The organism is Stenomitos rutilans (genome assembly GCF_059505485.1).
On sequence record NZ_JCACKR010000116.1, the window covers coordinates 196,593 to 214,679 of the forward strand.

The 18,087-nt window shown below is 49.8% G+C and carries 18 protein-coding genes; 12 read left to right on the forward strand and 6 right to left on the reverse strand.

The window, feature by feature from the left end; all coding sequences use genetic code 11:
• Window positions 1-164: 164 nt before the first annotated feature.
• The 4 genes from AC5JLP_RS24705 to AC5JLP_RS24720 all read right to left on the reverse strand — a co-directional run bounded on the left by AC5JLP_RS24705 (window position 165) and on the right by AC5JLP_RS24720 (window position 6,268).
• Window positions 165-3,902, reverse strand: coding sequence for an anti-CBASS protein Acb1 family protein (locus AC5JLP_RS24705; RefSeq protein ID WP_496070488.1), 3,738 nt, complete (start codon window positions 3,900-3,902; stop codon window positions 165-167).
• Window positions 3,903-3,970: 68 nt separating this feature from the next.
• A complete protein-coding gene (locus AC5JLP_RS24710; protein ID WP_496070489.1) occupies window positions 3,971-5,536 on the reverse strand; it encodes a terminase large subunit domain-containing protein in 1,566 nt (521 codons plus the stop codon).
• The gene (locus tag AC5JLP_RS24715; RefSeq protein WP_496070490.1) at window positions 5,508-6,044 is read right to left on the reverse strand and encodes a hypothetical protein; all 537 of its coding nucleotides are present in this window, start codon (window positions 6,042-6,044) and stop codon (window positions 5,508-5,510) included. Before AC5JLP_RS24715 ends, AC5JLP_RS24710 begins: the two co-directional genes overlap by 29 nt.
• Window positions 6,044-6,268, reverse strand: a complete 225-nt coding sequence (locus AC5JLP_RS24720; RefSeq protein WP_496070491.1) for a helix-turn-helix domain-containing protein — start codon at window positions 6,266-6,268, stop codon at window positions 6,044-6,046. The genes AC5JLP_RS24715 and AC5JLP_RS24720 overlap by 1 nt, the downstream gene beginning before the upstream one ends.
• A gap of 58 nt (window positions 6,269-6,326) precedes the next feature.
• Between AC5JLP_RS24720 and AC5JLP_RS24725 the strand changes: the two genes are divergently transcribed.
• Genes AC5JLP_RS24725 through AC5JLP_RS24775 form a run of 11 tightly spaced genes read left to right on the forward strand, consistent with a single transcriptional unit; the run spans window position 6,327 to window position 15,503 of the window.
• Window positions 6,327-7,760, forward strand: a complete 1,434-nt coding sequence (locus AC5JLP_RS24725; RefSeq protein WP_496070492.1) for a DUF2213 domain-containing protein — start codon at window positions 6,327-6,329, stop codon at window positions 7,758-7,760.
• Window positions 7,757-8,614 carry a hypothetical protein gene (locus AC5JLP_RS24730; RefSeq protein ID WP_496070493.1) on the forward strand — a complete coding sequence of 286 codons (858 nt, stop codon included), beginning with the start codon at window positions 7,757-7,759 and terminating at the stop codon, window positions 8,612-8,614. Before AC5JLP_RS24725 ends, AC5JLP_RS24730 begins: the two co-directional genes overlap by 4 nt.
• Window positions 8,614-9,468 (forward strand): hypothetical protein, encoded by an 855-nt coding sequence (locus AC5JLP_RS24735; protein WP_496070494.1) that lies wholly within the window; start codon window positions 8,614-8,616, stop codon window positions 9,466-9,468. Before AC5JLP_RS24730 ends, AC5JLP_RS24735 begins: the two co-directional genes overlap by 1 nt.
• An 18-nt stretch (window positions 9,469-9,486) precedes the next feature.
• Window positions 9,487-10,491 (forward strand): major capsid family protein, encoded by a 1,005-nt coding sequence (locus AC5JLP_RS24740; RefSeq protein ID WP_496070495.1) that lies wholly within the window; start codon window positions 9,487-9,489, stop codon window positions 10,489-10,491.
• An 11-nt stretch (window positions 10,492-10,502) separates the two neighbouring features.
• Window positions 10,503-10,928: an Asp23/Gls24 family envelope stress response protein gene (locus tag AC5JLP_RS24745; RefSeq protein ID WP_496070496.1), complete on the forward strand. Its 426-nt coding sequence runs from the start codon at window positions 10,503-10,505 to the stop codon at window positions 10,926-10,928.
• Window positions 10,925-11,317, forward strand: coding sequence for a DUF4054 domain-containing protein (locus AC5JLP_RS24750; protein WP_496070497.1), 393 nt, complete (start codon window positions 10,925-10,927; stop codon window positions 11,315-11,317). Before AC5JLP_RS24745 ends, AC5JLP_RS24750 begins: the two co-directional genes overlap by 4 nt.
• A gap of 12 nt (window positions 11,318-11,329) precedes the next feature.
• The gene (locus AC5JLP_RS24755; RefSeq protein WP_496070498.1) at window positions 11,330-11,875 is read left to right on the forward strand and encodes a hypothetical protein; all 546 of its coding nucleotides are present in this window, start codon (window positions 11,330-11,332) and stop codon (window positions 11,873-11,875) included.
• Window positions 11,876-11,877: 2 nt separating this feature from the next.
• Complete coding sequence (locus tag AC5JLP_RS24760; RefSeq protein ID WP_496070499.1) at window positions 11,878-12,306, forward strand: hypothetical protein; 429 nt, start codon at window positions 11,878-11,880, stop codon at window positions 12,304-12,306.
• Window positions 12,307-13,008: a hypothetical protein gene (locus AC5JLP_RS24765; protein WP_496070500.1), complete on the forward strand. Its 702-nt coding sequence runs from the start codon at window positions 12,307-12,309 to the stop codon at window positions 13,006-13,008.
• An 11-nt stretch (window positions 13,009-13,019) separates the two neighbouring features.
• Complete coding sequence (locus AC5JLP_RS24770) at window positions 13,020-15,056, forward strand: hypothetical protein (RefSeq protein WP_496070501.1); 2,037 nt, start codon at window positions 13,020-13,022, stop codon at window positions 15,054-15,056.
• Window positions 15,057-15,068: 12 nt separating this feature from the next.
• Window positions 15,069-15,503, forward strand: coding sequence for a hypothetical protein (locus tag AC5JLP_RS24775; protein ID WP_496070502.1), 435 nt, complete (start codon window positions 15,069-15,071; stop codon window positions 15,501-15,503).
• Here AC5JLP_RS24775 and AC5JLP_RS24780 read toward each other — a convergent pair.
• Window positions 15,496-15,699 carry a hypothetical protein gene (locus AC5JLP_RS24780; RefSeq protein ID WP_496070503.1) on the reverse strand — a complete coding sequence of 68 codons (204 nt, stop codon included), beginning with the start codon at window positions 15,697-15,699 and terminating at the stop codon, window positions 15,496-15,498. The genes AC5JLP_RS24775 and AC5JLP_RS24780 overlap by 8 nt on opposite strands.
• 666 nt (window positions 15,700-16,365) lie before the next feature.
• Between AC5JLP_RS24780 and AC5JLP_RS24785 the strand changes: the two genes are divergently transcribed.
• Complete coding sequence (locus AC5JLP_RS24785; RefSeq protein ID WP_496070504.1) at window positions 16,366-17,100, forward strand: DUF928 domain-containing protein; 735 nt, start codon at window positions 16,366-16,368, stop codon at window positions 17,098-17,100.
• 328 nt (window positions 17,101-17,428) lie between these two features.
• On the opposite strand, the gene AC5JLP_RS24790 is transcribed toward AC5JLP_RS24785, so the two are convergent.
• Window positions 17,429-17,698, reverse strand: coding sequence for a hypothetical protein (locus AC5JLP_RS24790; protein ID WP_496070505.1), 270 nt, complete (start codon window positions 17,696-17,698; stop codon window positions 17,429-17,431).
• Between the last annotated feature and the right edge of the window lie 389 nt (window positions 17,699-18,087).

Sequence of the window (18,087 nt, forward strand, 5' to 3'; positions counted from 1 at the left end):
ACCTGTACTGTTAACAACCCTTTTCAAAAATTCTTCATAACAGTCTGAATTTGATAGCTTTGGTTGTGGGTGTCGAATATTGCCTGTCTTGTTTATGATTGTATTCTTAACAACTTCAATACTGCCAATTTTTTTGTCGTCAAGCAAGTAAATAAATTTAGTCATTAAAAGCCTGCCTTTACTAGCTTTTCTAGCAATTCTTTAGCGTACCCGAAGCTGTCTCTAATAGAATTCTGCCTTTCTGGAGTAAACTCTTGTCTCTGTTTTTCATCCGAAGAAGGTATAAGTTTGTCTTGTGATGCTATAGCACTCTTGGCAAATTCGGCTTTATTCATATCAGCAAGCCCGCGCAGTGTTTCTACAAAAAGGTGTAAATTTTCTTTCTCACTATGTGTCAACTTTTTGTTTGACAAAACAGAATCAAAACTTTTTTCAATAGCCTCACGTTCGTAATCTCGATAGGGCGAGTAAGGAGACTTGTAGAAAGCACCTTCATTATCAATAGCGTGATAGGAATCTGTTTTCTGATCGTAAAAAATATTTCCATCATGACGATCGCCATTAAACGAAAAAACATCAAAAGCGTGTATCCTGGCTAAATCTGGATGGCTGATAGCATTTTTAAGCGCATCCTTGCTAGAAAGCATAAGACTATCGGGTTGTGTAAATTTCTGAACCTCCCCCAGCGACACTCCCGACACAAATTGGCTCAATATTCTAGGGTAGCGATCGTCCTTGTCTGCTATTTCTGGATCTTCTATTTTGATCTTTGCTGTATTAATTCCGGCTGCTTGCATTACCTTTTGTGCAATCATCTCTGATGTGTTGTCATAAGGAATATAACCAGTCATAGCGCTGGCAACTTTTGCAACATACTTCTGACCTCGATCGTCCTCAAAAATACTGTGTTTATTTTCGCCGATTGTGCCTAATTGTTTAAGCTCTTCAAAATTAACCAAATCTTTTTTAGTTAGAGCTAAGTCAGCAGTTCTGTTTTTTGGTTCTTCTGTGGCTTTTGCTTTCGTTTTTGCTTTTGCCTGCCGCTTCGGTTTCTTCTCTGCCGTTGGTTTTTCAGCCACAGTCGCGGGTGTTTTAGGCTTAACAGATCGCGTCTTCTTCTCAGCTTTTTCGGTCTTAGCCTTGGCAGATGCTTTCTCAGCCTTGGCTGAAGTTACAGCGGGCTTATCCTCACCTCTAGCAGCAGCGATCGCGCTCCTCGCCTCCACCTTCACCACAGCCCGTGCTGCTGCTCGTAGCTCTTTGGCAGTCGGTTCCTTGCCTGCTTTTTTGGCTTCACGGCGCGTCTTGTCGATCGCCTTCTGAATCTTGCCGCGCAGGTCTTTCTCAATAGACTCAGGGTCAGCCCCGGTCTTTTTGGCGATCGCGGTAGCAATAGCAGAGGATGTCTTGCTGGTCTGATATTTGCCGCCTTTAGTCCCACCCTTAGCTTTAGTAGCAGTCTTTGGGGTAGCAGGAGTGGCAGCGCCTTCACCAACGAACTCTGCGATCGCAACATTAGACTTGCCAAAGGTGTTAAACTTCTTGCCTTTCTCCAGCCCTTCATTCTTGGCTTTGGCTTTGGCTAAAAGCTCCTGACGAGTGGCATCCAGACGCACATCAGAATCTTGTTTAGCAAATTTGCGGGGGTCGTAAGCCCAATTTCTGAGGCTAATTAGGCGTTTAGTCATCCACACGGGCGCGTCGGCACTAACAGGCTCACCCTTACCTGCACCACGCATGCGAGCAATAAACGACACCGTTCTGAGCGCTTGTGTGGCATCTGCCTGCGTCCACTGTGCTTTAGGCTTCTGCAACAGTCTCAGGTTGCGTTGGATAGGTGCGCGATCGACACTTGCCAGTTTGCTCCAACGTGTTTTAGACCATGCCAGAAACTCACTGGCACTCATGTTCACAGCGCCGTGGTATTTGGCATAGGCGGTGTCGATTGGTGAGTCAACAGCATCAAGCCTGTACCGCTCTAAGTCAGCTAAACTTATCGCCTTAATGCCACCGAACATATCGGCAGGCATCACCTTGAGGAACGTCTCGCGAGCAGTATCCAGGCTGTCAAAGCCCAGCATGTATTTGTGCTCATCAAATTGCCCATCAATGAGTTGAGTGACTTCAAAGACCCGATTGCTTTCCAGGTCGGTGCCGACATAGCAATCACACGCCATGCCATCCGCACCGCGAGTCTTTTGAATATGCCCGTATGCCACAGGCAACACCTTCCCATGCCGGATATCGAAGGGCTGATATTGCAGCCCTAGTTTCAAGCCCTGCCAATCGATAATGCGTTTGACAGGAGTGGCATCATCCAAATGAAATGAGTCAGCAGAGTCGAGAAGAGCGCGATCGCTCAAAATATCGTCCGCGATCGACTGGTCTTGCTGCGCCTGTTCATCTTGCCCCAGTGCCTGATCTTCATCCGCAGTCGCTCCGTCCGCAGGCTGATCGCCACCTTGTAAAGCACTTACGTCTGGCTCAGTTGGTTGTGGTTTGGCTTCTTCCTTGATGTCACGTTGCAATGCCTCAGCGTATGGCTTGGGCAGGGTGATGGCACTGCTGTACTCTTTCTGTCCATAGGTAGCCGCGATCGCCACCTTGCCAAAGCGTGGGTCAACACCATTTAAATCCTGAATCAACTGTGCCCGCTTTAGTTCTAAGTCAGCCTGTTCCGCTGGCGACGGTGGATAAGGAGGTAACCATTCCCACCCCAAACCATCAGGCAAGTCTCCATTTGTGGGTCCTGACTTGCAAAGGCAGACTAACTGCTGCAAGTCTTGAATGCTGTCGTCATATTTATCAACCTGGAACTGCGTTGTTGTCTCGTTCCACAGTTGGTTCTCAGTGGTCGATTGCCCGGTCGAGTTTAAGCCACTGGCAAACTCCCCAAAGGCGATCGCGGGTGGCAGGTCAATGCTCGCCAAAAGATTTTCCTTGACGCGATCATGCAAGTCACTCATACCTGTCACTTGCCGCGTCCAGTTGTCCAACGCCTCGTTATCCATATCAATCACCTGAGTCCGGTAATTGCTACGACTGATCTGATCAACCTGCAAGCGAGTCAGCAGTTCGGCTTTGTACTCGTCACCGCGATCTGCTAAGTTCTGCGCCAGGTCTTTCACCTTACGGACAGGCACATCAAAATCGGTGAGCATACGCCCCGCCGCTTGTACAGCAGGTTGATACATGAACCACGCATCACGCACCAATTCAAGAATCGAATCATCGCAGCCATTATTGGCAATGAGGTCGTAGTCGTCAAGAATCGGCACACCCCGAAACCAATGCACACGACTCCTGTGAATGCGTTGCCCGTTGGCATAACCTTTCATGTTGTAAGTATTCAACACAATGTAGTGCTCCGGCAACCCACTACTCAGTGTGGAAATGTCTGGTCTAAGCGCATGACGTGAGAGCAGCGCCATTTTATTGATGCGCTTGATGTGTTCGCGATCTAGCGGCTCATCCAGTTTGCGGCCATCATCAACATCGAGCACTAAACCACTATTGCCAGTTTGTAGAGCAAGCTCACCCGCGATCTGATACCCCTTTTTGGTTCTGCCAAGCCGTTGCAAGGGTGTGACAACTGGAATATTGTTGACAGCATCGGCGATCGACTGGAGCAGCTTAGCGTCACCGTTTGCCAGTGTCGGTCTACCCCACCGCCAAGTGGCAGCTTTGGGCAAGTTTGTAGTCAGCTTTTTGAGCAGCCCTGACTGACGGACTAGCGCTGATTGCTCTTGCCTTGAAAGACGACTCAGACCAGGTTGAATGTAGGTATGCTGCGTTGGATCGACATACGGGTTCCCCATGCCTGTGTAGGGATTCTGCAAACCGCTGAAGACTTGCAACAGGGAATCTAAACGGATATCGAACGTTGGAGTTTCAGAAGACATTGCGCTTTGCTGGAGTGCCGCTGCTTACATCATGCCTTGCAAGGCACAAAACGGTGCAACCTGCAAGTCTAGACGAGCGACTTCATCCAATTAACGTTAGATGGCATTTGATCAAGACTAGCAAAGGCGATCGCCGCCGCCATTACCGCATCATCATGCATCCCTGATTCAGCTTGACGCAACCGCGAAGCCCCTTTGATAGTTTCAATAAAATGCGGCATCTCTTGAGCAATCGCGCTGTCTGCCGGGAACTGTAACTGTTCGCGCTCTAAAAGCAAAATGAGGCGATCGGTGTTGATCAACTTGGATGTATTAGTGGTGCAGACACCTTGCCAGTTCCAGGCCGCTTTGAGCTGACTCAGATCTTCTAGGATGAGTGTACCGCCTGAGTTGGTTTCAACACTGACCACGCCCGGTTTATATTGTTCTAGCAGCAAAAGCGATTGAGAAATACTGTAATCTTTAGTCTTGCGACTGGCACCATATTCTGCTGCCAATGAGTATGGCGTGCGTGTCACATCCCATACTTGACAACGGAAAAAGTCGGCACCGCCAAAGTTGGGATCAATCCCTGCCAGATAACGTCGTCCTTTCTGCGGTGCTTGCAAGCGCCCAATCGTAGCTTTCTCAATCAACTCAAGGTTGAAAACATTCTTCTGCCCTTCGCTGAACTGAAGCTCGTATTCTTGATCCCAAGCTTGTGTAGTTAACTGGCGTTCAAGGCGCGTTTTTTCTGCCCACTCAGGATCAGCACCATACAGCGGATGCGATCGCCAATGCAAGAAAACTTTGGCCCATTTCTTGTGCTCCCACGAGCGGGTATTAGGATTTTGCCCCCGCTGAAACGGCACAATGTTGTTGGCAGGCTGACGAATAGCTGTCAAGGTTTCATTGACGCGTTTGGCTTCGCCGACACCAGCCATAATCAAACGGTAGAATAGCCCTGTACGTCCGTTCGGCGTACTGTTAAAAATCACCTTGCCGCGATCGCCCAACATTGATAGTGTCGGCATGGCTGCCTGGTATACCCCGTCAATACCGTCGATAAACGCAGCTTCGTCAAAGAGAATGACCGAAACAGATGGGATACCACGAGCAGCGCGGGCGGTAACAGGTAGGAAATGAATGCGTCCCAGACCCTTAAAGGCAAGTTTGGTTGCACTTTCGCTAGTTAGTACTGGGCAAAGCGAACCAAGAGAGATTGCCATGTCTCGAATCCGTCTGCCCAATTCAGACGAATCACCTTGAGTCTTGCTGAACACTACGGCACTAAACCCTGGTTCTGTGAGCGCTCGCATCAACAAATAGCAGCAGATGGTTTCTGAAACACCCATCTGCCGTGACTTGCAAATGACTGTGTTCTGACTTTGCTCGATTGATTGGATCAGGTCAATCTGGTAGTCGTATGGTGCAAACGGTTTGACCGTACCAGAGGTCTGAATCTGGGTCATGGGCGCAAAGATTGCCCACAGAGACACGAACGCCCCTACCGCAATCAGCTTTTGTGCCGTTTCCCTTAAATGCCTTGCAACAGTCGATTCTTTCGTCGATGCTGTAACGCTATCATCAATCAGCTTTTGCGTGGTTGACTTAAGCCTGCGATCGCTATGCTTCGGTAGTAGCGCTAGGCTCATCACCGTCACCTTCATAACTGTCAGTAATCAAAAATCCGTTGGGCAGTGGTTTCACTTTGTACCCATAAGCTGCAAATGTTGCCAACGCGTCTGACAGAGGTAGTCGTTTGCCAATGACACTTTCAATCACCCATTGCGGTGTAGGCACTGAGCTAACGACCTTTTTTTTCTCGATCGTCACTTTGGCATCGCCTGTTTCTACGCCATCCTTATCTGTAAGTGCCTCAGTTTTTTCAATTTCGTAGATGTTGGTCTGTTTGGCTCTGCCATAAAGGTAGCTATCTCGCTGCTTGAGTGCCTGTTCAATGATTTCAGGATCAACATGGCAACGATAATCGTTCAATGCTAACTGTACTTTCTGGACTAGGGGGGTAACGGTATGCAGCCAAAAATAATAAGTTGACTTTGTAATCTTGGCAGCTTTCCAGGCGGTCTTAAGACTACCAGTTCGTCTAATAGTGTCCAATAAAATTGCTTCAACTTCTGGCGTGTATTTACTTTCAGCCATTAGCCAACTAAATCCTTAAAGTCACAACCAAACACCTTTAACCACTCTCTCAACTCTGGCGGATCGACTTTGCGCCCCGCATTCATGATTGCGTAAACGGACGATCGCGGTAGCCCAATCATGTCAGCAAGCTGACTAATGTTGTAAGGCGATCGCTCAACTTGCTGCCTAAATTTACTAGCAAAAAGCTGCTGAGGCGTAACAGGTGTAGTATTTTCGGACACTTCCGCGTCGCTCAATCTTAGCAAGGGTAAAACAAGATATTGACCTAATGCCCTTATTATGCCTTCGGCTACCGCCATTCGGTTCAACCAATTAGCGACAATCGATCACTTCGACTCGAAAGACGGGGTGATGACGGTCACGGCGATCGCGCGCACGCCGGGGATATTGACCTATCGTAATGCCGATGGATCTACTCGTCGTGAGTTGGTATCGCGTGAGTTTCTGCGACGAACAGATAGCAATGGTGTACCTTTAGTTGCTCAACTAGCAAACTTACCCGTAACAAATGAACATCCACCTTGCTTGCTGCGAAATGATGCTGACCTATTGAAAAAGTATCAAGTAGGTAGAACTCAGAACAAGGTGCATGTCTTTGACGACGGACGTGTCCAAGTTACTTTTGACGTTTTCGATCCAGAGACACAAGACGATATTCGCCTTGGGCGTAAAGACGGCGTGAGTGTCGGTTACGAAACAGCCGTAAAACATGATGCTGGCGAATGGCATGGACAGCATTTTGATGCTATGCAAGACGAGCCGATTGACAAAGACCACATGGCAGTCTGCGTGAATAACAGAGCGATTGGCGCAAAGATTAAAGCTTTCAAATTTGACTCCGCTGACACGACTGATATTGCGTGGCAAGTAGACAGCGTGGAACCAGAACAACCTTTAACAGCTACTCGCAAGGATGCGCCCATGCCTCAAATGTTCCAGATCGAACTGGCAACACCCGACGGTAAAGCGCCGTTTATGGTGCCTCGTGAACTGTACATGGAAATTAAGCGACTCGGTTTAGATGATTGTGGCTGCCATGTTGACGCAGCAGAAATGGAATTAGTCTTTGATGCTGACGATGCTGAATATCGCGTTGATAGTGACGATACACTGTGGCGCTTTGATAAGGCGACAGGCAAAGGAAAGCAATGTCCAGGCGGATATTACATTCCACAAAATCGAAACTGCAACCCCAAAACTCATGCGAAACGGGAAGGGCAAAAGTTAAATAAATTAGCTCAGAAAAAATCAACTTTTGACCCAGACTACGAAAAAGTAGCAGGCAAAGCAATTGATAAAAGCATGATGGCAGCAAAAGGTAGCCTTGCTGCTAGGGTTTCTGAAAACGTTCTTTCTAGTGCCTACTCTCGCGTTTCTTCGCCCTATACAGAAGGTTTAAGAAAAGAAGAAGCTGATCATCTCGCAGCAAAGACTCTGGCAAGGCGAATGCGGCGAGGCAAATCACAAAATACAACGGGCGAAATTGCCGAAGAGGCGAAGAGCAGAGAGCAAATAAGATCGCATTTCAAAAACGAAGGCATGGAACAAAGTTTGGCTTCTGACAAATCACGCAAAAAGCTAGCTCAGAAAAAGCGTATAGCCGAAAAAAGAAGACTTCAATCACAAGGTTTACCAAATGAAGGCGGCGCTTTTAGAGCAAAAGCAGCGTCTGGAAAAGGTAAACGAGCTTCAACTTACAGGATGCCAGCATGACAACCATTACACTTCCAGGCAGCATCAAAACCTATGACGTAATGCCTGAATTGGCTGACGCAATTGAATATTCACTGCAAGTAAAACAAAGCAATGAAGCTTCTAAAAATTTTTTAGATGATAACAATGACGAGGATAGCACTATGTCAAGCCAATACTATGACAGCGATGACGAGTATGACGAAGACGAAGACGAAGACGAAGATATGAATGATGACGATGATGATATGCCCAGTGGCAAGAAAATGCCGCTCTGGCTAAAAAAGAAAATGGCAAAAAAGGACTCTGCAATAGCAGAGTTAGCCGATCGTCTCGACTCACTCGCCGCTGAAATAGAAACCAAAGATGGCGAAATCGCAGTCTTGCAAGCGATCGTTGGGCGCACTGATGCTGAAGAGGCTACTGAACACGCCGACGCTGAGGCGATCGAGGCTGAAGTGCAGGCTCGTCTTGACAGCATGTTTGAGGCATATGCTGATGCTGAGCCATACTTACCTGCTGGCTTCAAATTAGATGCCACGAGCACTCCTGCGACCATTCAGAGCGCTGCACTTAGCACCCTTGACACCGAGTTCAAGTTGGACTCAGCAGAGGCGATCGCGGGTGCCTATGCTGCCATGAAACGGTTTTCACCTAAGCGCCAGGACAGTAGCAGCCAATTAAATGGCCTTTTGTATCAAACCTTGCCTACACCAGCAGCAAGGATAGATGCAACACCGCTCAGTATTCCTGAACTGGCACGGCTGGACAGCGCTGATCCTCGACTAGCAGCGCTTGATTTCCGCACTCAAGGCCAAGTGCGTAGCTATCGCGTTGGTCGTGAAAAAATTACTACCCAAGGAGCGCATAACTAATGGTTCAGTCTATCTATACGCAACTGCCACAAGCAGGCTATCCAGGTAGTTTGTACGATTCTTGGGCAGTTGAAAAAGGCAACCGTTTTACGCTCATTAATGCTCCTGTTGCTGCCAAACAAACCGTTGGCACGATGACAGTCGTGAAAGGTGCCAATGCTGGCGCTTATACCTATCAAGTGATCGGTACGGCACCTAATGGTAATGCGGTGAATATCATCAAAACTTACAACGCACTGGCTGGCGACGACCTCAATATTGTTGCCAATAACTTAGTGAGTCTGGTCAACAACGACGATGTGCTGAATGATTTTCTGTCGCTGACGCAAACGGGCGGAGTGATCACCACCACTGTCATTCCCAGCAACAGCAACCCGGTTACGTCGATCGCGGGCACAGCTTCAGGCAGTGGTAACTCCATTACAGCCTCTCCCGCTGTAACAAACTATGCGGCCAACGGCATCATTTACTACGGCTATGCTTTGGGGCAATACGGGCAGGCACAAGTCAACCAGTCACAGTTAACCGGTGGCACTTGCTCCCCCATCACTACAGCCTCCAATTTGACGATTGTAGGGATTGCGATCGAGGCAAAAGCGGCTGAATTTGTTTATCCCTATAGCAATACCGCTCAAGGTGGTTGGCTACCAAACGAAGCTGTGCCTTATGCACCTGTGGGATCTGGCATTCGCATCTGGGTGCCTGTTTTAGCAGCAGTCACATCCGGTACGGTGCCGGGTGTTTCTAACTCCACCGGGCAGTTAACAACCACCGGGAGCGGCACCGCGCTAACAGGTGCCACTTACATCAGTGATCAAGCAGTCGCAGGGTTAACCGCCCTCGTCCAACTTTAATTTAGGAGGTTAACCTTAATGACCGCAGCGATTCTTGATAGACCGCCAGTTGCTAGTTTTGGGCTGCGACTGGACACTAAAGAAAATATTCAACGCACCGCTATCGCGGCTGCAAGTGTTTCTCACTTAGACGCTGGCGAAGGTTTGTTCTTTGCCCGTCAGTTGGAGTATATCGTCCCCCAACTGTATCAGGTGAAATACGCCGAACAACGCGCACGGGTACATTTTCCGGTTTCGTTTGAGGGTGGAAACGGCATCAAAACCATTACCTACCGCGCTATAGATCGGCGTGGCAAAGCCAAAATTGTCACCAACTGGAGTACCGACTTTCCGCGTGTAAACGTGCTGGCAAGAGAAGTCTCTAACAAAGTAGTCTCTTTAGGTGACTCCTACGGTTACGACTTTCAGGAGATTCGTTCCGCCGCACAAGCCAATACACCGCTTGAACAGCTAGAAGCGAACGCGGCTCAAATGGCAATCACTGAGCTTGAAAACTCGCTGGCTTATTTTGGCGATGCCAATGCAAATGTTTATGGCGCTTTCAACAATCCATCAGTACCAATCACTTACGCTGCCTATCCGCTAGCACTAGGTGGAACGCTTGCTGTCACGGTTGATCAAGTGGTCAGTGTTTTTAATACTGCCATCAATGGTGTCCTAGTCACGTCGCGTGGTGTGGAAAGGGTCAACATGATTCTTGTTCCATTAAAAGTCTGGACGTTTCTGTCAGTCACGCGACTTGGTAGTTACAACGACAGGACGTTAATGGAGTATCTGGAAAAAGTCTTTCCAGGTGTTGTTTTTGACTGGTGTAACGAATGCTCTGGGGCTGGCCCTAACGGGCAAGACATTATGTTTTCTTACGTGCGTGATGACATGCACTGCAACTTGTTAGTGCCTAGCGACTTTGAACAACTGCCCGTATTTTCCGATGGTGCCACTTTCTCGGTGAAGTGCCATGAACGTTTTGCTGGGGTGCGCTTACCTTACCCTGCCTCCTGTTTGCTCACCATTCTTCAATAGCGACAAAACCTATGCCAGCAGTTGAATTCTATGCGCGCCATCCTAAATGGGGATGGGTATCGCCTCTAACATTAGGCCCAGTTGGTTTGCAACCCGGCATGGATGTTGATCCTGGTCATAATCTGATCAGTGAAGAAGCGATCGCTTCGATGTTAGAAAACCCGTTCTTTGCTCAAACTTGGCAAGAACTTCAAGACAGCAATATTGTCAAAGTGCTGAATTTGACAACTGGCACGATCGAGCCTGATCTGCCTAGTCAATTAATTCCGGCGGTCAAGCAAGTGCAAGCAACTTCTAGCCTTTACGATTTGGAGCGCTGGCGTGACACTGATTTACGTCAGGGTGTGCAAACTGCGATCGCGGCACAAATTGAACGACTACAGCCAACCGAACCACCCAAACCAACCAATCGGGCAAAAGGACAGACGCAACCTTGATTGTCACCTACGATGACTTTAGCAACGACCCTCGGTATGAATCCTTTGGAACGCTTGACGAGGGTTTGGTTCAGGTTTACCTGTACGACGCGATCGCTGACTGCGCCCCTTCTGTGTGGCGCAATCCCACTACTAGAATCAGAGCGGTTAAATTGCTGGTCGCACATCGGCTGACTCTAGCTAGCCAAGCGGGTGAAGATGCCGTTCTGCCTGGTTTTGCTTCTGGTCAGATGACTTCACTTAGCACGTCTCAAGGTTCCAATTCTGCCAGTTTTAGCCCTGTTACGGGCATTGGCAGCACAGGTGATGAACTGCTGATGTTGACCATCTACGGTCAGGAGTTTTTGAGGTTACGTCGATCGCTTCCTACTGTTGGCTTTGTCGTTTGAGGCCTAAAGTTTGTGTCTTGCCAAACGCTACACCTGATTAATTCTGAGCTTGGCTGCCTCGCCCTAAAGCAAGGAGCCAATTTCGGCTTAATGCCACTGAGCGACGGCATGCGTTTCTTCTACCCAGAGAACCCAGCGGTAGCAGGCAGCGGCGATCTGACAGGTTACACCGTCATTGGCCCGATTAAAGCAGATGTGAATGGCATCGTTCTAGCCACTTTCACATGCTCAGCACCGTTCTATCAACAAAAGGTAAAAGACGGAGTGCCTGTTGTGGCTAATGGCTCTCCTGTGATGGGTAGCTACTTCACCGTCAGATTGCCAGCAGTGGTGAAGCCAACAGCAACAGGAGACGATCGCTACCTACCTGTCCCACCCAATAGCCACAAACTGCCTGTACCGCTCGATAGCACTACGATCGACAATCAGGTAGCAAAAGGCCTTTACAAGCTTGGCAAACATTTCTGGACGTACAGCATTCTGGCAATGCCGCCTAATGATGCGGTGGATGCGATCGAGATCATTGCCCCGTCTCTCATGCAAGTGATTGGGAGGTAGTTTTGACGATCTTAGACGTGGAAGTCGATAGCCCGCAACTGGAGGTAACGATTGATGGAGTCCTGGTTTTAGAAATTGACCCGATCGGCATTCAGGGGCCAAAAGGCGATCCGGGTAGTAGTGGACTGTTAAAAATGCCGTTTGCTTACGGAGATGCTTCACCGATCGTCGTCACTTCGATCACAGGTTTTGTATTCACAGCAGCGATCGTGATTACAACTCCATTTAACGGTATTGGTGCTGCTTTGCGATTAGGTGACGCTGTTCAATCAGATCGTCTCATGAATGCCGCTCAAAACAACCCAGCGTTTGCGGCTGAGTACGAAACGAATCCAGGTTACGGGTATACCAGTGCTACGCAGCTTTTGTTCACAATCACTCCTGGCGCAGGGGCAACTCAAGGCGCTGGCTATGTTCTTCTAGAGGTCTAAATGTCTAAAGTCCTTGATGTTATTGCTACTAGTCTGTCAAAATTTCAAATTGCGATCGGAGGAGTGACGCTCAAAAACTCATCCGGTAATTTGCTTGTTCGCAACCCTGCTGATTCGGCTGACGCTGCGGTCACGGCCTCTCAGTTGAATAATTCAGGCGATGCGATCGTTATCAACTCTGATGCTGCTAGCACAGGGACGGACTGGGCTTTGACGATCGGGCGTAATCCAGCGGCAACGGCTGCTGTGACTCTCTACGCTCCACCCGCTAAAGGGACAGACGGCTTTTTCTTACGACAAAAAGCAGGCACCGCAGCAGGGGTGCTAGAGCTAGAGCTTGCATCAACCAGTGGCGCAAGCAATCAGCTAACTACAGACACGACCTCTCTCGCCTTCGGTACAACTTCGCCCTTGACACTGTTTACACTGCCTGCCAACGCGGTGGTTGAAGCTGTGCGGGTGATTATTGACACTCCTTTCACTGGCGGTACGCCATCCTTGTCAGTTGGCATTACGGGTACGACCTCAAAATATATGAGCAGCACTCAAGTTGATTTGACCGCAACAGCTCAGACAATTTTTGAAGTTTACCCCGGACGCACAGCCAATGGTTCTTCTGAGAACTTGATTGCCACCTATGCGGCAAACAGTGCTTCTGCTGGAGCGGCACGCATTGAGGTTGATTACGCTATTCCTAGCTAGAGGCCGCGACTTTGGCTCGACACATTGACTTAGCAAGCACAACCGAAGCCGATCTTAAGATCGGGGGGCCAGGAGGTAAGAGCGTACTGACAACAGATGCTCAATTCCTGTTGGTCGAGGGCTGTGAATGCTCGGTCAACGGCAGCAACACACAGTATCTCGACCTTACCAGCGGCAAGGCGATTGTTGACGTGCAAGGTGTGCGCTACGTGGTCACACCAGCCGCGTTTACCAAGCGCCTCAACGCAGCCTGGGCGATCGGCACTAACGCAGGCGGCTTGCTGACAGGTTCATCGTTCCCAGCATCCACAACGCTGCATTGCTATATTATGCGGCGGCGTAGTGACGGGACAGTTGATCACGGGTTTCATACGTCTGCAACCCAATCGACGTTTACAGACGGTTCTAGCAACGTTTGGGATCTGCGGCTGCACATGTCGATCACGACACAGAGCAGCAGTATTCGCCCAATCAAACAGAACGGCGGCTTAGTGCAATACCTCACGCCAGTCACAGATATTACAGCCGTTATTGGTACGACAGCCTCTCTCTATACGCTGTCGGTAGTCACTGGTATCAAAGTCAGGCCACTCTGCAAAGCGCATCTAGGCACGCAAGCATCGTCTGGCTACACTTTCTACTATTTCTCTGATCCCGACTGCGTGGATATTGCACCTGATTCCAGCACGCAATCCGGCAACACTGGGGCTTTTATGGTTGGGGCTTACTTGTATACTACGGCTGCCCCGATCGAGTACATCTACTGCAACACTTCGGCCCAAATTCGTGGACGGGCTAGCGCTACTGCCAGCAATACAATCATCACGACCTTTGGGTACATTCACCCGCGTGGAGGCAATCCCACAGCAGCGCAGACGGTTGTCTTGAATGCGGGTACGGTGCGATCAACTTTTTCTGACGCGAACTACACAGTTACTGCTGGTACGACGATCGCGGCTCAGACGGGCACAATGAGCGCTGCACGGACAGTCACCTTGCCTGCTGCCAATGCTGTTATTGCAGGTTTTCAGTTATTGGTGATTGACGAAGCGGGTAGCGTCACCACCACAAACAGTCTGTCAATCAGTGCGGCTGGTAGCGACACAATTAATGAACTCACTTCGCTGCCAGCTTTAATCAACAACGCTAGCAGTTCAGTTATTTTGGAAAGCGACGGAACATCGAATTGGACGGTCGTTAAAAGCTCTCCTTGCATTTTTGAATTTACTAGTTCGGGGTCTTTCAATTTCCCGAATAACAACTTCAAACTAATAAGAGAACTACTCACAGGCGGTGGTGGTGGTGGTGGTGGTGGTAGACGTGACGCCACCAGTACGGCAAAGGCAGGAGGCGGCGGGGGGGCGGCAGGCAGCGTCATAGACACGATCGTTAATGCCGTAGACCTACTAGCGCTAGGTCTTACTATGACAGTGACGATCGGGGCTGCTGGTACGGCTGGTAACGCGGCTGCTTCTGATACCGCTAACGGAGGTAACGGAGGCACAGGCGGCACGACTAGCCTCAGTATTAGTGGCACTACGATCGGGCAAGCGCCTGGGGGCAACGGAGGCACAGGCGGCACCACCAGCACAGGTACACCGGGAGCAGCCTTAAACTCAACCTCGGCTCAATGGATTGGTGGTGGAGGCGGCACAGGTAATGCGACATCGGCAGGGCAAAATGGGTCTTCACACGCCTATGCACCTGGTAGCGGCGGCGGCGGCGGCGGTGTCAACGCCAGTAATGTTGCTCAAGCAGGCGGAGCCGGGACGGTTGGGTCGCGGGCGGCACATGGTACTACAACAGGCGGCACGGCTGGCACCAGTGGCACCTCCGGGGGTAATGGTGGTGCTGGCAGCGTGATTAACAATACGTGGGGAGGAGGAGGAGGCGCGGGGGGCGGCGGCGGTTCGTCAGGGACAGGAGGTGCCGGGGGGTCTGGTGCACGTGGCGGTGGCGGCGGCGGTGGCGGCGCTTCGCTCAACGGCAATGCCTCTGGTGGAGGTGGTGCTGGTGGCGCAGGTTTTGCCCGTATAGTTTTCTTCTGACTGGGGGTGATTATGGCATCTGATTGGGCAATTTTAGACGACACTGGCTTGGTAGTGAACAAGATTGTGGCTGATGCTACTTTTCTGGAACAAGCGTATCCAGGCAAAGCTGTGCCGATCTTGCTTGATCAGCCTTGCGAAATTGGTTGGACACATACAGACGGTGCGTTTATTGCACCCACGTCTGAAACAGTGCTCGACTATCGTTGGGTTGATTTGGAGAATGCGCTCAGAGGTACGGATTTGTTCGGAGTCGCTTTTGCTAACAACGCCGCCCTCACGCTGATTACGCACTCGTTTGCAAACACCGCTCAGACGGATGAAAACCGCTTTGCCGATTTCACGTTTGCAGTTCAGGCAATTCAGTCTCAGTACACCCAGAAACAGCGCGATCGGTTCCTCACGACGCTACAAAATTGCGGGTTTCCAGCGATCGAGTTTAGCTGAGGGCAAGCGCTGGGTTAATAATCGCTAAATTCCGCATCGCTCTCATAAATTCCACATCGTTAAGCTGACCTTCCGCCCAGTACCGTAATGTCTGAACAACGATCGACACACTTACACCTAGCGCAGGATCTAGGCCAGCTTCCCGCATAAGCGCAATCGCTCTATCGGCTCTGTCTCGATCGTCTTGGTTTGTCATTGACAAATTAACTCCGTGGGCCCGCCAATCGTAGGGCAAAGTCTAGCCTTCAATTATACTATCATGAAGTGATGATGCTACATGGACAGCGCTGCTGCTACTACCAAAACCCAGCCTGCGATCGTTGTTCCATCCTAGATCTCTGCACCTTTGGACAAGCTCGATTGAATCATGGAAATGCAGCAGATTGAAGGACGATTTTTGTGCAGATCTAATCTGCTACTCCTCGACTTTCTGATGCTTGAACTTCTTCACGTGTCACGCGAAGCCGAGCAATGCAGTCATCATCAGCATCAAACCTCTGCTTTCGGCTTGAGGTCCTCAACGGTGTAGAACGGCATAAGGTCAAACGATTCTAGCCGTGCTTTGAGTTCTAGCAAGGCACTGTCTCGCTACTCAAATAAGCTAGAGGCAAGAACTTCACCACTAGCATGGTTGATCGCATGCCATAGCCGTTTGAAAATTGTTTGTCGAAGGGAACATTGAAACGGTAACGGCATTCCACAGAGTAATAGATGTCTATCTGTCGGCAGCACTTTCACAAGATCCTATCCGTAAGGTAGGGTTTCTGACGAGTAGTTAAGTGAGCAGGCTTTAGAAACATGTCTCGCTAGTGGTGCCTTTCCATCAGCAACTTGATTCGTATGAGTTAGATTTAATTACCCTATGTCTAAAAAAAGTCAATATTGCAAACTGCTAACTGCCTGCCTGTCTGGGTTCCTTGGTTTCGCTATTTGTAGCGCACCACTGTTTGCGATCGCCCAGGAGTACCAGCCACCTAAACGTGGCATTCCTGGACGGCGAGAAGGGGCTGGCACACGCGGTACCTGTCTGCGTGGCCCCAAATTGTTGATGCCGCTGACCCCGACCGATAGCTTCAGCACTACGGTATCGAGCAGTCCATCGTTCTTTTGGTACGTGCCTAAAACAGCCGCGCAGTCTGCCGAGTTTGCGCTGCTAGATGAGAACGATCGCACTCTGTACAAAACCACCGTGGGTTTATCAGAAACACCCGGCATCATCAGCGTCACGGTCCCCGCCAGTGTCACCGCCTCTGTGTTAACGGTTGGCAAGGACTTCTACTGGCAGTTGTCCATTTTGTGCGATCCGAGCCAGCCGTCGATCAACCCATTTGTAGAAGGTGTGGTGCAACGGACAAAGCCTGCTGCTGCTGTAGCAAGCCAACTGAAAAAGGCCCCTTTGTCTGAGCGAGCCACAATCTACGCCAGTAACGGCATCTGGCAGGATGCGATCGCCACGCTAGCGCAGGCGCGGTGTACCAAGCCTCAAGATCAGAGCGTTATGGCAAGTTGGACACGGCTCTTACAATCTGTAAAGCTAGAAGACTATGCGCAAACCCCGCTTGTACAGGTTTGTCCAGCAAAAGCATCTTTAAAGTAGTCGAGCGCAGGCGCTTCTAGTAGCAATCCTCAATCCTGTGTAGAACTTATGTGACGGTTTGAGCGGTCAGTCGATCGCTAGACGAAAGCAGGCTAAAGTGACCAGCCTGGACTGACAGCAATTCTCAGTAGAGTGGGCAGTGCTCACAATTTTTCAAAACGCCGCACTGCAATGTCGGTAGGTGATGCCCACTCTACAATCTGCGGTTTACCTGTGCGAAAACGGCTGTAAAAGCCAACCGCTTAAAGCTAGGCCAGCGCAGCTTCTACACAGCAAATAGACTCACCATAGCAATCGACTGGTTGCGCCATGACCTAGTAATGCGCCCTCAACCCACATCTTTCAGGACGGCTTTTTCTCTTGCAGGCAGGTAGACGAGCCGCCGATGCAACCAGTGGATTTGTAGCACGAGCAAACTTCCTAACGACAGCAGAAGCACAATGACGATCGGCAAGTAGGATCGTGTATGCCACCAGGCCCATTTGAGGCTGAATACACACGTCTGCCCAATGCCTGTTAAGCCGTGAGGTTGAATCCGTTTTGCGTGGTTTAACCTTAGCTCAAGAGGCGTGCCATTACGGGGTCTTGCCTGCACCATTGTCTCTACTCCTGTTAGCGGTTGACCACTACGCAGCGGCCTTGAGAACTCGTATTCTTTAATACTACTGTAAATCAATCGAATTACAGTTCTTTAGGTAGTGTGGCATGGTACGACGAAGAAGGCAACTTAGTCTTGTGTGAGATGTTGGCTTGCGCTGGACGGTTAAACCCTACTGCTGATCGCTTCGTCCTTCTACAACTAACCGCTTTTGCGGAAGATCGCGTTACCCAGTGCTGGCATTGAGCGATCGTCCTCTTGGGCAAAACCAGCCATCTCATCTAGCAAGTGCAGCGCGGCTCTGGTTGATCAATCGAAGCCTACTTTCTGCTGAAACAAGAATTTTGAGTGGTCTGTACCGCTTGCAGACTAGGAAATCCTTAAGATTT